This window comes from Rhodococcus sp. IEGM 1379 (genome assembly GCF_030056815.1).
Lineage (GTDB): Bacteria > Actinomycetota > Actinomycetes > Mycobacteriales > Mycobacteriaceae > Rhodococcus_F.
In genome coordinates this window covers 1-15,309 of record NZ_JASHKR010000012.1, presented here as the reverse complement: position 1 = coordinate 15,309, position 15,309 = coordinate 1, and the positions used below count along the sequence as shown (strand labels likewise).

The following is a 15,309-nucleotide window of genomic DNA, read 5'->3' as shown; positions in this document are numbered from 1 at the left end:
ACGTACTCCCCCGCCGTCAGGCTACGGGCACGAACGCTGCCTCGGAGACGTCGTCGAGCACCGCCGGAAGCGATTCGACATGGATGATGCCCAGTCGCTGGGTTGCGCGAGTCAACGCGACGTACAGGTCGTTCATGCCGCGTGGGGATTCATCGAGAATATTCGCCGGTTCGACGATGAACACGGTGTCGAATTCGAGACCCTTGACGTCCTTGACGGACAAGACACTGACCGAGTCGCTGGCCAGGCCGGCTAGGGTTTTCACCATGTCGTGGCCGGCGATCACGGCAGTGAGACCGGCGTGTGACTCGTGCTCGATGCAGTGGCGCACCGTCGCTTCGAGATTCTCAGCCGTTGTCTTCAGTGCCCAGGGTGCAAAACCGCTGTCTCTGACCGAGCGCGGTACTGCTTGCGACGGGTCGATTTCCTCGAGAACCCGGTGCGCGACATCCATGATTTCCGACGGGGTTCGGTAGTTCACCGTCAACTGGGTGAGCTTCCAGCGCTTCGCGACGTACGGCTCGAGAATCGTCTGCCAGGACGAAGTGCCGGCGGGATCACCGGTCTGAGCTGTATCGCCGACCAGCGTCATCCACCGGTTCGGTATGCGGCGCATCAACATTCGCCACGCCATCGCGGACAATTCTTGTGCCTCGTCGACGATGACGTGACCGTACGTCCAGGTGCGATCTCCCGCAGCACGTTCCGCGGTGGTCTGGTGTTGTCCGAGATCGTGGCGCTGTGCGAGCTGGCTGGCATCGATCAGGTCATAGGCCATCAGGATCTCGGGGTCCAGTTCGTCTTCGAGATCCTGCGGGGCCGAACCTGTCAGAATATCGAGTGCGCCCTGTGCATCCGCGATCTGCGCACGCCATTGTCGCCCAGCACGTTCACGTTCCGCTGCGTCGTCGACGCCGAGAATTTCAGCCAGTTCATCAAGAAGTGGTGCATCGGCAGCACTGAATCCGGGGCCGACGCTCTGCAACAGTTCGGCGCGCTGGTCGTCGTCAAGGTGGGGTGCAGCTTTTGCCAACCGTGTCGGTGACGTCCAGAGTTCGGCCAGAATCTGCTGCGGTGAAAGCTCGGGCCACAGTTTGCTGATTGCGGCCATGATGTCGGGGTCTTCGCGCATTTCGTCGCGGATGTCGGCGATGTCGTCTCGGCTCAGAAGCGAGCCGCCATCGACAAGGTTGCCGCCGATAATCGCTGCCATCTGGAGGGCCAGAGCCTCGATGACTGCAGACACAAAGATTGGTCTCGCCAAGTTGTGCGGGCGCCGGGACGAGCGTGCTCGTCCCCGAGCCTTGGTGACAACCTGTCGATCCAATTTCAGATCGTAGGTGTCGAATCGAAGGATGATCGGCTTCGACGGTACTTCCTGGCGATCACGGACGGCGTTCTTGAGGACTTCGAGGATGTCGAGAGACCCCTTGATCTCGCCGGCCTTCAGCGAATCGACCCGGGTTGCACGAACTCCCGGATACAGATCGCCGATGGTGGAGAGGAGGACGCCAGTCTCGCCGAGGGAGGGGAGCACCTGGCTGATGTAGTCGAGGAACGTTGCGTTGGGGCCGATGATGAGAACGCCGGCCTTCGCCAACTGTTTGCGGTAGGTGTAGAGCAGGAATGCGGCGCGATGGAGTGCGACAGCAGTCTTGCCCGTTCCGGGGCCGCCCTGAACAACCAGCACACTTTTGTGCTCCGAGCGGATGATCGTGTCCTGCTCGGTCTGGATCGTCTCGACGATGTCGTTCATCTGGCCGGTGCGGGCTGCATTCAGCGCGTCGAGGAGTGCACTCTCGCCGGCAACACCGTCGGATTCACTCACCACTCCGGCAGCTCGCGCTGCATCGAGGTCCAGGTACTCGTCGTTGACTCCGGTGACCTTGCGGCTCCGGCTCCGGATATGGCGTCGCCGCTTCACGCCCTCCGGTGCTGCCGGAGTCGCCAGGTAGAACGGGCGCGCCATCGGTGCACGCCAGTCGAGAAGGAGGGTTTCGTAATCGTTATCGGTGTCCAGGATTCCCAGGCGTCCGACATAGCGGAGTTCGTCGTCGAAATCGATTCTGCCGAAACACAGTCCGTTCTCGGCAGCGTCGTACTTGGCCAGATCCTCGGTATACATCGCGTTGAAAGATTCGCGTTCACTGCGAGCCTGGGGTGTTCCACCGGTCTCGAGCAAGACGGTGCTCAAGCGCGATTTGGCATGCTTCCGAAGATCGTCGAGACGGGAGTACAGCATCGTCACGTAGTGCTGCTCGAGCTGTTGCTCGGTCGGTGACGGGTCCGCGTCGGGCAAGGGATCTCCTAGGCTTGGTGAATAGAACTTCACGCACCGCAAAAGTGCCAAGACAGTCTAGTTCGCTCAGATGAATTGCCGTATACAAGCAGGTCAGGCCACCCGAAGGTGGCCTGACCACATGCGCAGCGGTGTCAGTGCGTCAATTCATCGCGCTTCTCGCGGGCCTTCGCAAGAGCAATTTCAGCACGCTTGCGGGCACGCCTACCGAGAACCTCGGACTGCTCGGAGGCCGACTCCGCCCACTCGTTGCTCTTCTCGAGCGCGAGTTCGGCGAACTCAGCACTTCGCTTGCTTGCCAGCTCAGCGATGACGGAGCTCCGTTCCTTCGCTGTTTCCGCCAATTCGGATCCTCGCTTCTGTGCGATCTCGAGAAGCTCGGGTCCTCGCTTCTGTGCGATCTCGAGAAGCTCGGGTCCTCGCTCTTTTGCCGCGTCGAGCCAGTCGCCGCCATGTACTTTCGCAGATTCGGCCAGTTCGGAGCCGCGTTCCGACGCGAGTGCCAGGGCATGTTCGAGGCGGTCGCCGGTGTGATCGCTCTGCGCTGCAATCACGGGCAAAGCAGCTGAAATTGTCGCTTGCGCCTTCTTCGCCGCGCGTCGACCGCGCCAACCGAGCGACGGCTTGCCTTCGGTGTCTACGGACGCGATCATCAATCCGCCGAGCAGACTGAGGTTCTTGACGAAGTTGGTGCGTTGCATTGCGCGGATCGACGGGTCGGACTCATTCCAGAAATCATGGCCGGCGAGAGTCGTCGGAATCAGGCTTCCGGCCAGTGCCAACGACGCGACACGAGGCGCCTTCCCGCTTGCCAGCAACACTCCGCCGCCAATCTGTACGACGGCGTTGAGCTTGACCAAGGTCTCGGGGTCGGCGGGCAGTTTCTGTGTCACTGCGCCGGGCAGAGTTTCGACGGATTTGTCGATCAACGGAGTCGCCTTCACCGCTCGTTGAGCGGGATTTCGGAGCGCGTCGATTCCACCGACGATGAAGATGGTGGAGAGCAGCGGACGAGCAATTCGGCGTACCAGCATGTTCAAGCCTTCCGACGTAGGTCTTTTCCACCCTAGCGATTCGGACAAAGTTCGGGGTGGTTCCGACCCGGTGTGCACCGTGGTCGTCTCTGACTTCGTGCCGGCGTTGTGCAAGCGGGAACGCCGCTGGTGGAGGATTTTCGGCGGACGGCAGTTTTGGGGCAAAATGCGCGGATGTTCACCGTTGATTTGTGTCGACAACCGTTCGGTGAATGGTTGTTCGAATTGTGCGCAATGGCGTTTATTGATGAAGCAGGCAACTGCGTAAATGGCCAATTAATGAGATTTTATGGACATAATAACAATAAATGACTGAACAGATATACGTCCCATAAACGACGTAAATGACTTCGGTTGACGCACCGAATAATGCCCCATCGCGTGCCTCGTTATCGAACTGTGACTATGGTGATTGGTGTGAGTCTCATTAAATCAACTCTTGCGATCGCCCTCGTATCGGCTGTTACGTCACTTACGGCCGGTGGTTCACTTGATTCCGAATTGCCCATTTTTCCGCCAGTTGCGCCGCCATCCGCGCCACCAGGTGAGTCCCCTCCCACGCCACCTACCTGTATCTCCAGCGGCGTCGGTATTGCCGCCGGAGGACCTCTCAATACGCTTCCGCGCGCAGAGCTCGATACAGAATTGGCTGCAATGAAAGATGCCGGCACATCCTGGGTGCGTTTCGATATCGACTGGTCCGCAATCGAGAACATCAAGGGGCAGCAGCACTGGGACGTTACTGATCAGGTCGTGGAACGTGCTCGCGCTCACGGCTTGAACATTCTGGGCGTCGTTGCCTACACGCCGCAATGGGCGCGTGTCGCCGGTGCGGCAAATACTCACGGCTATCCGGCCGACATCAATGTGTTTGCACTGTTCGCACAGCAAGCCGCGCAACGCTATTCGACGAGCATAGGCTCGTGGGAGATTTGGAACGAGCCGAACCTGACGCAGTTCTTCTTGCCCAAGCCGAACGCGAATATCTACGCGTCGATGCTGAAAGCAGTGTCCGCGAGCATCCGGGCAGTCCAACCGGGCGCGAAGATCATCAGTGGAGGGTTGTCGCCGGCGCTGGACAACGGATCCGATATATCTCCGGTGACGTACTTGAACAGTCTGTATGCTGCCGGCGCCAAATCGTCGTTCGATGTGTTCGGAATACATCCGTACAGCTGGCCGGATCTGCCTTCGGATGCGTCTACTGCGAATTGGAACACTTTCTATCGCGTGCGCCTGATGCGGGACACCATGGTGCGTAACGGTGACGGTGGAAAGAAGATCTGGGCGACAGAATTCGGTGCACCTACCGGATCGAGTCACACCGCTGTCAGTGATCAGTTGCAAGCGACAATCATCGCCGACGGGTTCTCCCAGGCGAAAGCGCTCGGGTATATTGAGCGCCTATTTGTTTACAGCATGCGCGACCGCGGAATCAATACTTCCGACAAGGAACAGAATTTTGGTTTGATGACGATTAATTACCGCCCGAAACCTGCTCTGGCTGTGGTGAAAAAAGCGGCCGACGCGTGCGCCTGACCAACGGCATAGTCGGCCGGAGTCGCAGTTAGCGTTCGAACACTCGGAACCGAGCAGTGGTCGATAATCTATCGCGGCATTGCTCGGTTCCCATTCTTGGTTGCCAGCAACGGTTACGATGCAGGCCAGGTGAATGGGGGTCGTCGACGGCGCGGATTGTGCCGCTCTGGGGTGCCAAGAAAGTGGCAGACCGAAACAAAGAGACTTTCGTGCGACTGGAGGGTCAGCGCGAAGATGCGGAGGCCCGCTCTACGAATGCGCAGACTGCTTGGGATGCGGCTATGCCCGTGCCTTCAGCGGCTTTCTGGATCCCTTTGCGGAAGTTTTCTCCCGACTTCAGAACGTCGAGATGGACGACTTGCCCACGGTCGATGCTGTGCGCGAGTTGACGGGTGTTGATGTCGAGCTTCGCAAGGTCGGGGTCAAAGCGGTTGAAGGTCTGAGAGTGTGATTGAGAACGGTCAGGTTCGGGCGAGTCGACTGGTCATGGTGGCGATGAGAACCATCGCTTCGTGGTATTCGGGCTTGGCCTCGTAGTCGTAGACGCCGCGGCGATATTTGTTGAGCCAAGTGAAGGTCTGTTCTACCGCCCAAACTCGGGCTTGACGGGGAATCCGGTACTACCGGGTGTGCGTTTGATGATGTCGATCTGCAGGGCCAGAACACTTTTTGCCCCGTCGAGAAGGCGTCCCGAGTAGCCGCTATCCGCCAACACCAGTTGGATCGTGGAGAACATTCCTGCGCAGTTCGGCGAGCAGTCGGTGCCCGGCGTCACGATCCTGAATCGAGGCCGCGGTCACCACGACTGTCATTGACAGAGCGGTCACGTTCATTGCGATGTGGCGTTTCACGCCGGTCGTTCGCTTCCCGCCGTCCCGACCGGCGGAAACTTCGCCGGCAGTTTCCGTGACGAGATTGCGTTCGTCGAACGCCGCAGATCCGGCTGCGAACGTGTGAGTTGATTACACTGAAAGTGTCTTTCCGTATGTGATGACGTCAGAATCTCGATTCTTCCACTACGGGAGGCGCTTTCGTCATGCACGCGCCGATACCCGTTGACCGCCGCCGAATGGCGCCACGATATGAGCGACCGCTTCATAATTTAGATCGAGATCACGGCAACGACGACAGTCCTGGCCTGAAAGGTGACTATTCCAGCGGTGTCCCATGGCAGCCTGTCCGGAACCAACTGCGCTGCTACATGTTTCAAATAACCTGACAGTGCCGTTTCGGGTGTACGGCGGATCGCATTCGGTTCCGTCTCGATCGATTTCTCCTCGTGTGCGTCGTAGGCCTCTGCAATAATCCTTCCGAGAATTAGCTGATGAGTTGCAGGCTGGTAAATTTCGATGGTCGCAGCCGTTTACGGGTAGGAACAGCGAGTTGGCAGAGCATGCGTTGGTCGAGAGAGGCTCGGCAGACGACGGGACTTCGACATGGACACCGATCGTCGGGCACGACGGCTACGAATGCACGGTGATCGACGGCCGGATCGCTGTCCGGAACAAGGGCAAAGTCCTGCGATCGATACCGTCTCGGGTCAAGGACTCCGACGAGGTGCTCGACCTCGGCCGACTGCTCGACTGGCTGGAGGTGCACCGGCTACGGCTGGACCACGGAATGCCTCGAACGATTCGGCGTCGCACCCTCGCAGGTATTGCACGAATGGAACACCATCGTTCACGTCACCGACTACGAAGGCGACCCGCACCGGGGACCGTTGACCTACGACGAAATCCAAGCGCTCTTCGACGCCGTCGATTGCAGAGGTTGCATCGTGGGCGGTGGCAACCGAGGTGATCAAAACCGGCAGGGAGCAGTTGGCCTAATCCTTTGGGGCAGAGAGACATTGTGGAGGAAATTTCCCACCGGCTCGGAAACCTCGAGCTTCCGCAGCAGCAATGTCATGTCTTCGAGTGACCACGTGGCTGGTGCCGCCGTCACCGCGGCGGTGGTCTCTGCGGTAGTCGAGATTGCGTTGGCACGTGTGCGCAGTGGATCTTTCGCCGGCGTGCCCGGGGCCGAGGTAGCCGCTCACGCCACGAAGGCTGGAGTATCCGCTGCAGTGATAGCCATTGGAGCGCAGTCTATTTCGCTCGGTATGCAGCAAGCAGGCCTTGGTCGACGGTGGCAGTGGTGTCAGCGGCGCGTTGGCGCACAGTTCGCTTCCATTTGCACTCATGCGCGGAGCCTGGTCGGTCGCGGGTGCCGGGCACGGGTGGGCGACCGCAAAATTGGATCCGGGAGAAGCGGCATTGGTAGCCACTGAATCAGTTGCGCGGACAACAGCTTTGTGGGCTTGCAGCATGGTTGGTCTGACCGTAATTCCCGTCCCCGCTGCCGGTGCGATGATCGGCGGGCTTGTCGGTCAGTTCGGGGCCACGATGATGGTTCAAGGAGTGCGTCTCGCAGTCACAGCACGGGATGACCAAGAGAAATGGGATTTGGCCTACGGTCTGTTGCTGGACCAAACCGAGGTGATCAAGAATCAGACCTTCGAGGAGTTGAAACAGCTCGAAACGATCTCTGCCGAGTATCGGACCGACTTCACGACCAACGTTCTGCCGGCATTGGAACGATTGCAGTGCGGTTTCTGGACCGAGGTCCCCGAACAGGTGCTCGGGGACCTCGCCGCACTGACAGTCACTTATGCGGGAACTCCGCTCGTCACTACGCTGGCGGAGTTCGACACGTTCATGGGTAGTTCCGAGAACGTGCTCACTCTCAAACTGAAGTAGATCGTCACCAACCGCGTGCGCGCCACTCCGGTAGGTGCGGACGCTCGACGCCGAGAGTCGTGTCTTTGCCGTGGCCGGGGTAGACGATAGCGGTGTCGTCGTAGCGCCCGAAGAGCTTTGTTTCGACGTCGTCGAGCAGTGAGGTGAATTTCTCGGGGTCGGGTGTCTTCCCAACTCCTCCGGGGAAGAGTGAGTCTCCGGTGAAGATGTGAACCTGGCCGGAAGGTTCGGTCAGCGCGAGCGCGATCGATCCGGGGGTGTGGCCGGACAGATGGATGACGTCGAGAGCCAGATTGCCGACGGTCACCGTGTCACCGTCCCCGAGGAGTACATCCGGTGTAACTGGGAGTACTCCGGCGTCGAGGGGATGCGCCGCCGTCGGAACCTGGGTTGCGGCGTGGACGTCCTTCAGAGCCAACCAGTGATCGCCGTGCTGATGGGTGGTGACGATGGAATCGAAGACTGGTGCCTCCTGCTCGATCAACGCAACGATCTTCTCGGCTTCGTTGGCCGCGTCGATCAGCACTGACTTCCCGGTAGCGGAACAGACCACGAGGTAGGTGTTGTTGTCCATGGGGCCGACAGACATCTTTGTGATGGTTGCGCCGTCGAGAGTGCGGCGTTGAGGCGCAGAATCGGGGGAGAGCTGACCGGTGTAGGAGTTGTCGATCACGATGGGCAGATTCGTCATGAAAGGCACGCTACCTTCGAATAGGAGCAGGTAGAACGCTGGGTTCACACTGGAGACGGAAACGTGTCGGTGGCTCGGCTTAACATGGCCTGGTTCGAGGACTCGCTTCGGTTGGTTGCTCGGGACTTCACTGGTGGGACATCCCCAGATGAATGACGATGAAGGGAATTGGTGTGGCGGATCGCCTGATCGTGCGGGGTGCGCGTGAGCACAATCTGAGGGGAGTCGATCTCGATCTCCCGCGAGACAGCTTGATCGTCTTCACTGGGCTGTCGGGTTCCGGTAAGTCCAGCCTCGCGTTCGACACGATCTTCGCCGAAGGACAGCGACGCTACGTCGAGTCGCTCTCGGCGTATGCGCGTCAGTTCTTGGGGCAGATGGATAAACCTGATGTCGATTTCATCGAGGGTTTGTCGCCGGCTGTGTCGATCGATCAGAAGTCGACCAACCGAAACCCACGATCAACCGTGGGCACCATCACCGAGGTCTACGACTACCTCCGACTTCTCTATGCACGGGCAGGTTCTGCGCATTGCCCCGCCTGTGGCGAGAAGATCGCGCGTCAGACGCCTCAGCAGATCGTCGACCAGGTCCTCGAGATGGAAGAGGGCATCAAGTTCCAGGTTCTCGCTCCGGTTGTGCGTACTCGCAAGGGTGAGTTCGTCGACCTCTTCGATCAGCTGAACGCGCAGGGTTACTCGCGTATTCGTGTTGATGGCGTCGTACATTCTCTGGCTGATCCGCCCAAGCTGAAGAAGCAGGAAAAGCACGACATCGAGGTCGTTGTCGACCGCCTGCAGGTCAAGGCGAGTTCCAAGCAGCGCCTTACCGACTCGGTCGAAACTGCGCTTCGTCTTGCCGAGGGCATCGTTGTTCTCGATTTTGTCGACCGCGAAGAAAATGCTCCCGATCGGGAACGACGGTTCTCCGAGAAGTTGGCGTGCCCCAACGGTCACGCATTGGCTATCGACGATCTGGAACCGCGTTCGTTCTCGTTCAACTCGCCGTACGGCGCCTGCCCCGAGTGCACCGGTCTCGGTATCCGCAAGGAAGTTGATCCCGAACTGGTTGTGCCCGATGCGGAACTGAGCCTCCAGGACGGGGCTATCGCGCCGTGGTCGATGGGTCAGAGTTCCGAGTACTTCGGACGCTTGCTGTCCGGCTTGGGCGACATCCTCGGCTTCGACATGAAGACGCCGTGGAACAAGCTTCCGGCCAAGGCGCGCAAGGCAATTCTCGAAGGCAGTGAAGAACAGGTTCACGTCAAGTACAAAAACCGGTACGGCCGTACACGTTCTTACTACGCGGAGTTCGAAGGCGTCATGCCATTCCTGCATCGCAGGCTCGAGCAGACCGAATCCGACCAGATGAAGGAACGCTACGACGGCTACATGCGAGACACTCCGTGTCCCGCCTGTGGTGGTGCGCGTCTACGCCCCGAGATCCTGTCGGTGACCATCGCTGCCGGCGCATTCGGCAGCAAGTCCATCGCGGAGGTTTGTGAACTCTCGATCTCCGATTGCGCAGATTTCTTGAACAGCCTCACGCTCGGGTCTCGTGAAGAGGCAATCGCAGGTCAGGTGCTCAAGGAAGTTCAGGCTCGCCTCGGATTCCTCCTCGATGTCGGCCTCGAATACCTCTCGCTCTCGCGTGCTGCCGGCACCTTGTCCGGCGGTGAGGCCCAGCGAATCCGTCTCGCAACGCAGATCGGGTCCGGTCTCGTCGGGGTTCTCTACGTGCTCGACGAGCCGTCCATCGGTTTGCATCAGCGCGACAACCGTCGACTGATCGAAACACTGACCAGGCTCCGAGACCTCGGCAATACACTGATCGTCGTCGAGCACGACGAAGACACCATCCGTACTTCCGACTGGGTTGTCGACATCGGACCGTACGCCGGCGAGCACGGTGGCAAGGTCGTCCACAGTGGACCCTACAAAGAACTGCTCACGTGCGAGGAGTCCATCACCGGCGCGTACCTCTCCGGACGAAAGTTCATCGAGGTGCCCGAGGTTCGCCGTCCGGTCGACCGCAAGCGTCAGGTCACGGTTGTCGGCGCCCGCGAGCACAACCTCGACGGCATCGACGTGAGTTTCCCCTTGGGCGTTCTCACTGCGGTCACGGGTGTTTCCGGCTCGGGTAAATCCACACTGGTCAACGACATCCTGGCCACGGTTATGGCGAACAAGCTCAACGGTGCTCGCCAGGTGCCGGGCCGTCACACCCGCATCAACGGTCTTGATCAGCTGGACAAGTTGGTCCAGGTCGATCAGTCGCCGATCGGTCGCACTCCGCGGTCCAACGCGGCTACATACACGGGTGTTTTCGACAAGATTCGCACTCTGTTCGCGGCCACCACCGAAGCGAAGGTGCGCGGGTATCAGCCAGGGCGCTTCTCGTTCAACGTCAAGGGCGGTCGCTGCGAGGCATGTTCCGGCGACGGAACGCTCAAGATCGAGATGAACTTCCTGCCCGACGTGTACGTGCCGTGCGAGGTCTGCCACGGGGCTCGCTACAACCGCGAGACCCTCGAGGTTCACTACAAGGGCAAGTCCATCGCCGAGGTTCTGGATATGCCCATCGAAGAGGCCGCAGAGTTCTTCCAGCCGGTCACCTCGATCCACCGCTACCTCAAGACTCTCGTGGACGTCGGCCTCGGTTACGTCCGTTTGGGTCAGCCGGCGCCGACGCTGTCCGGTGGCGAAGCTCAGCGCGTCAAGCTGGCGGCCGAGCTTCAGAAACGCTCCACCGGACGCACCGTGTACATCCTCGACGAGCCGACGACGGGCCTGCATTTCGAGGACATCCGCAAGCTGCTGATCGTCATCAACGGCTTGGTCGACAAGGGCAACAGCGTCATCGTGATCGAGCACAATCTCGACGTGATCAAGACATCGGACTGGGTTGTCGACATGGGTCCGGAAGGCGGATCGGGTGGCGGAACCGTTGTGGCAGAAGGAACTCCGGAAGAGATTGCCGCCGTTCCTGAAAGCTACACCGGCAAGTTCCTCAGTGAAGTCCTGTCGGCCCAGCACACTCCGGTCAAGGCTAAAGCTGTTGCGAAGAAGCGCGCGGTCAAGGCTGTTGCACCCAAGAAAGCTGCACCACGTAAGAAGGCAGCTTCGGTGGGATAGGTAGTTGGTAATCAGTGATGCCGGGTCGGAATTTTCCGACCCGGCATCACTGCTTTCTCGAGGTTCTACACATCCACGGCATCGAGAATTGCTTCAGCCAATTCTTTCGGACGTGACCACATCGGCCAGTGACCGGTCGGAAGATCGACATACGTCACCGGGAGCTTCGTCAATTCGACGGCGAGTGGAAATCCGCCATCCGCCATCTGGGCAATGACGTCGGAGGGAAAGCTGCTGCAGATCACTGTCGTAGGGACGTCGTAGCGTCGAGGATCGGTCAGCGTGATCTGGTCACGGGCGGGGCCCGCAGGTTCAGGAACGGCTCTACTGCGAAACGCAGCTAATGCAGGCTCGTTCAGTCCTTCGAGGCTGCTCCCGTCGGCTTCCAATTCTGCCCACGACGGAAGAGGAAGTTCGACAATATCGTCGGTGAGGTCGGGTCGTAATGCTGTGCCGTCAGGGATGGGGCCGCTGTCGACGTAGACGATGCGGGCGATGCGATCAGGCAGACGGTCGGTAGCGGCGTAGCCAACCGGACCCGTGCCACTATGCACGACGAGCATAGTTCGCTCGTCGGACTCCGAGACGGCGTCGACAACCGTCTGCACGTGGCTGTCGAGGGTCACCGATGTGCGCGGAGAATGCACAGCTTCGAGGCCGGGCAGTGTCAGTGCCGTTACTCGGATGTCGGTGCGCTCGAGGTGGGGGAGGACTGCATCCCAGGCCCAACTGCCGAGCCAGAATCCGGGAACGAGAACGATGTGAGTTTTCATGAACTCACTCTGCAACGAGATCGGTGACAACTGCGTGTCACTGATTTTGTCACCCTTTGATAAAGAAGTTTGAGACAATCGACAACGTGAATCGGGCGGCCAGATTGCATGCACTTCTCGAGGAGTTACGTCGTCGTGGCGACAGGGGAAGCAGTGCGTCGCGATTAGCGGAGCAGTTCGGTGTCACCTCCCGCACCGTCAAGCGCGATGTCGAGATTCTGATGCAGTCGGGCGCGGCTATCGAGGGTCGATCGGGACCTGGCGGTGGATATCGACTGATCGGCCGCGTGACTCTGCCTCCGGTGAATTTCACTGTTCCGCAAGCAGTTTCAATCGCGCTGGCTCTGACTGCAGTTGGCGATGCGCCGTTCGCCAATGACGGACGTGCGGCGCTGGCCAAGTTGTTGGACGTCATGGATCCAGACAGTCGGGCACGCGTCGAGGAGCTCAGCGGCAGAGTTTGGATCCGAAATGACGAGAGTGTTTCGGCCGATTCCGGCTCGAATCGACGGGTCGTCGAGCAGGCGTTGGAACATAAGTTCGTGGTGTCGCTGCAGTACGTCGACGGTGACGGTGCCGAGTCGAGGCGCGCGGTCGAACCGCATCTGCTTGCCCAGACCCATGGTCGGTGGTTTCTCATCGGTTGGTGCCGCGCTAGGGATGCGGTGCGGTGGTTCCGGCTTGATCGGATCCGGACGGCGACTCTGACCAGCCAGAAGTTCGTGGCTCGGGAGTCATCAGCTTTCGGGCAGCCTCCGGATGCCGCAAGATCTGCCGCTGAACTCGGTTGAGGTTCGGATTGGACCGACGAATCAGCGAGTCGGGCAATTGCATGCGCGCACCGGTACTTTTGGCGCACGTGGGGAGACATGTCTGGTCATTGTTGGGGGCGGTCGGCTGGGCAGGCTCGTGGTGAACTCGGTACGTCGGATGGACATTTTCCCGGCCTGAATCAGTTAGCGTGCACACCAAGGAACGGTCACACTGACGACGCCGCGGGGCGTCGGAACGGGGAGTGAGTGATGAAACTCGCAGGTGTAGGTATTTGGAGTTCGCAACTGCGCTACGGCGATTTTGTCGAGTCCGCCGAGGCGGCTGCCGAACTCGAGGAGTTGGGATACTCGGCGCTGTGGATACCCGATGTCGGAGGGAAGGTTTTTGATGCCGTCGAAAACCTCTTGCACGTGACCGAACGTGTAGTGGTGGCAACCGGCATTCTCAACCTCTGGATGCACGAGCCGGCGGATGTAGCCCGGAGTTACCACGAATGTGTCGCCGAGTACGGTGATCGCCTCATCCTCGGCATCGGCGTGAGTCACGCACCTCTCGTCGACGCTGGCGAACCAGGCCGTTACAAGAAGCCACTCGCTGCGACACAGGCGTACCTCGATGCGCTCGATGCTACCGAGCAGCCGGTTCCGGTACAGGCCCGAGTGCTCGCTGCATTGGGTCCGAAGATGCTGCACCTATCCGCAACCCGCGCCAACGGGTCGCATCCGTACCTGGTCACGCCAGCCTTTACCGCCCAGGCCAGAGCCGCGCTCGGTGACGGTCCGTTGTTGCTTCCGGAGCAGACTGCGATCCTGACTACCGACGCCGACCAGGCACGCGCCATCGGAACAGAATGGCTACGCAACTACCTGTTGCTGCCCAACTACGCCAACAACCTGTTGCGGTCGGGATTCGCTCGAGAAGACCTGGACTCGGTCAGCGATCGACTCTTCGACGCGATCATTGTCTGGGGCGACGAGGAGACAATTCTTCGCAGGGTGCATGAGCATTTGGATGCCGGCGCAGACCACGTGTGCTTACAAGTGCTCGATTCCGACCCGCAGACATATCCCCGTGAGCAGTGGCGCCGGATCGCCGCAGCTTTGAAACAGTGAGCCTGTCGCAGACGTAGGTGATTCAGGTGCTCATGCTCTGCGCTGCTGAAACGGATGCCGTGATGAGCTCGGTCAATACCGCGCGGTCTACATCGCTGAGCCGCTTGATGTAGAGGCATCCTTTGCCTACTTTGTGTTTGCCCAGACGTTCGAGGGTGTCGGTGTAATCGTCGAAGTTCAAGGACAGATACAGCGTCAGGGCGGTGGATCTGGGGGAGAATCCGATCAGCGCGGTGTCGCCTTCGTGGCCACTTGCATATTTGTAGTGGCGAGCGCCGAATCCGATGATGCTGGTGCCCCAGAGAACGGCAGGTTCGCCGGTCGCTGCCGACAGCATGGAGATCAACTCCACGCTGTCGGCGCGTTTGACCGGATCGGCAACACGCTCGACGAAGGCAGCGACGTCGTCGTTCGACGGCTGAGTCTTGTTTGCGGTTGCCATGTGTTATCTCGTTTCCGGCTCAGTACACCGGTCCGGTGAACTTCTCGCCGGGGCCCTTGCCCGGCTCGTCCGGGTGCAACGACGCTTCACGGAAGGCGCGCTGCAGTGCCTGCAGGCCTTCGCGGATAGGGCCGGCGTGGGGGCCCAGGTACTCGACAGAAGCTGTGACCAAGCCTGCCAGTGCAGTGATGACGCGTCGTGCCTCGTCCAAGTCCAGGTACGGGCTGGATGACGGATCTGCGTCGGAAAGTCCGAGCTTTTCTGCTGCGGAGCTCATCAACATCACTGCGGCGCGGCTGATGACCTCGACTGCGGGAACCTCGGAGAGTTCGCGGACGTCAGGGTTCGCGTCGGTGTTCTGATCTACATCGAAGTTCTCACTCATGTCTGCAAGGATTCCATCATCGCGGCGAGTACTTCAATCGGGCCTGCTCTTGCTCAGAGGCGATTAGTTTGATCGCCGATGGCCTGCTACTCTTGTTGCAACGACCGCCTCCGAATTGTTCGGGGGCAGCAAGTGGAGTCCGACTCCCACCTCTGCGCGGCAGGTAAAACTGCAGTTCAGTGGTCCCGGTCACCTGATATTGAAGGATTCATTCTTCGTCAGGTTCCTCGTTCAGTCGAGGAGATAGGTTTTGGCGTGAGCTGGAGTTTATTTGATCGGTCGACATCGGACCCCGCAGGTGAGAAATCATCCTAGCGGGGTTTTTTGTTGGGATGCGGGCGGTACGGGCTGCGTGCGGTCATGAAGACCGCACCGTTCAACCTAGGAG

General features: G+C 59.7%; 12 protein-coding genes and 2 pseudogenes. 6 read left to right on the top strand and 8 right to left on the bottom strand.

Translation table 11 applies throughout. The features are described from left to right. Window positions 1–16: 16 nt before the first annotated feature. Window positions 17–2,299, bottom strand: coding sequence for a HelD family protein (locus tag QM600_RS09530; protein WP_283261218.1), 2,283 nt, complete (start codon window positions 2,297–2,299; stop codon window positions 17–19). Window positions 2,300–2,433: 134 nt separating this feature from the next. Next, window positions 2,434–3,333 carry a DoxX family protein gene (locus QM600_RS09525; RefSeq protein ID WP_283261217.1) on the bottom strand — a complete coding sequence of 300 codons (900 nt, stop codon included), beginning with the start codon at window positions 3,331–3,333 and terminating at the stop codon, window positions 2,434–2,436. A gap of 417 nt (window positions 3,334–3,750) precedes the next feature. On the opposite strand from QM600_RS09525, the gene QM600_RS09520 reads away from it, so the two are divergent. Beyond that, complete coding sequence (locus QM600_RS09520; RefSeq protein WP_283261216.1) at window positions 3,751–4,872, top strand: glycoside hydrolase 5 family protein; 1,122 nt, start codon at window positions 3,751–3,753, stop codon at window positions 4,870–4,872. Window positions 4,873–5,455: 583 nt separating this feature from the next. On the opposite strand, the gene QM600_RS09515 is transcribed toward QM600_RS09520, so the two are convergent. Then, window positions 5,456–5,647: a hypothetical protein gene (locus QM600_RS09515; RefSeq protein WP_283261215.1), complete on the bottom strand. Its 192-nt coding sequence runs from the start codon at window positions 5,645–5,647 to the stop codon at window positions 5,456–5,458. Beyond that, window positions 5,574–5,732: pseudogene (locus tag QM600_RS29810) on the bottom strand (transposase); the annotation flags it as partial. The gene QM600_RS09515 and the pseudogene QM600_RS29810, both read right to left, overlap by 74 nt. Window positions 5,733–6,475: 743 nt before the next feature. Between QM600_RS29810 and QM600_RS09510 the strand changes: the two are divergent. Both QM600_RS09510 and QM600_RS09505 read left to right on the top strand, forming a co-directional pair. After that, window positions 6,476–6,640 (top strand): annotated as a pseudogene (locus tag QM600_RS09510) (tyrosine-type recombinase/integrase); the annotation flags it as partial. A 307-nt stretch (window positions 6,641–6,947) separates the two neighbouring features. Next, complete coding sequence (locus tag QM600_RS09505) at window positions 6,948–7,610, top strand: hypothetical protein (protein WP_283261214.1); 663 nt, start codon at window positions 6,948–6,950, stop codon at window positions 7,608–7,610. Between the two features lie 4 nt (window positions 7,611–7,614). On the opposite strand, the gene QM600_RS09500 is transcribed toward QM600_RS09505, so the two are convergent. Next, window positions 7,615–8,301, bottom strand: coding sequence for an MBL fold metallo-hydrolase (locus QM600_RS09500; protein ID WP_283261213.1), 687 nt, complete (start codon window positions 8,299–8,301; stop codon window positions 7,615–7,617). 173 nt (window positions 8,302–8,474) lie between these two features. Between QM600_RS09500 and uvrA the strand changes: the two genes are divergently transcribed. After that, window positions 8,475–11,435, top strand: coding sequence for an excinuclease ABC subunit UvrA (uvrA, locus tag QM600_RS09495; protein ID WP_283261313.1), 2,961 nt, complete (start codon window positions 8,475–8,477; stop codon window positions 11,433–11,435). Window positions 11,436–11,500: 65 nt separating this feature from the next. On the opposite strand, the gene QM600_RS09490 is transcribed toward uvrA, so the two are convergent. Beyond that, the gene (locus QM600_RS09490; RefSeq protein ID WP_283261212.1) at window positions 11,501–12,208 is read right to left on the bottom strand and encodes an alpha/beta fold hydrolase; all 708 of its coding nucleotides are present in this window, start codon (window positions 12,206–12,208) and stop codon (window positions 11,501–11,503) included. Window positions 12,209–12,294: 86 nt separating this feature from the next. Between QM600_RS09490 and QM600_RS09485 the strand changes: the two genes are divergently transcribed. Then, the gene (locus QM600_RS09485) at window positions 12,295–12,999 is read left to right on the top strand and encodes a helix-turn-helix transcriptional regulator (RefSeq protein WP_283261211.1); all 705 of its coding nucleotides are present in this window, start codon (window positions 12,295–12,297) and stop codon (window positions 12,997–12,999) included. Between the two features lie 231 nt (window positions 13,000–13,230). After that, the gene (locus QM600_RS09480; RefSeq protein ID WP_283261210.1) at window positions 13,231–14,094 is read left to right on the top strand and encodes an LLM class F420-dependent oxidoreductase; all 864 of its coding nucleotides are present in this window, start codon (window positions 13,231–13,233) and stop codon (window positions 14,092–14,094) included. A 22-nt stretch (window positions 14,095–14,116) separates the two neighbouring features. Here the strand turns inward: QM600_RS09480 and QM600_RS09475 are convergent, their stop codons facing one another. Further along, the gene (locus QM600_RS09475) at window positions 14,117–14,536 is read right to left on the bottom strand and encodes a DUF1801 domain-containing protein (protein ID WP_283261209.1); all 420 of its coding nucleotides are present in this window, start codon (window positions 14,534–14,536) and stop codon (window positions 14,117–14,119) included. Window positions 14,537–14,555: 19 nt separating this feature from the next. Then, window positions 14,556–14,921, bottom strand: coding sequence for a DUF1844 domain-containing protein (locus QM600_RS09470; RefSeq protein ID WP_283261208.1), 366 nt, complete (start codon window positions 14,919–14,921; stop codon window positions 14,556–14,558). Window positions 14,922–15,309 lie beyond the last annotated feature (388 nt).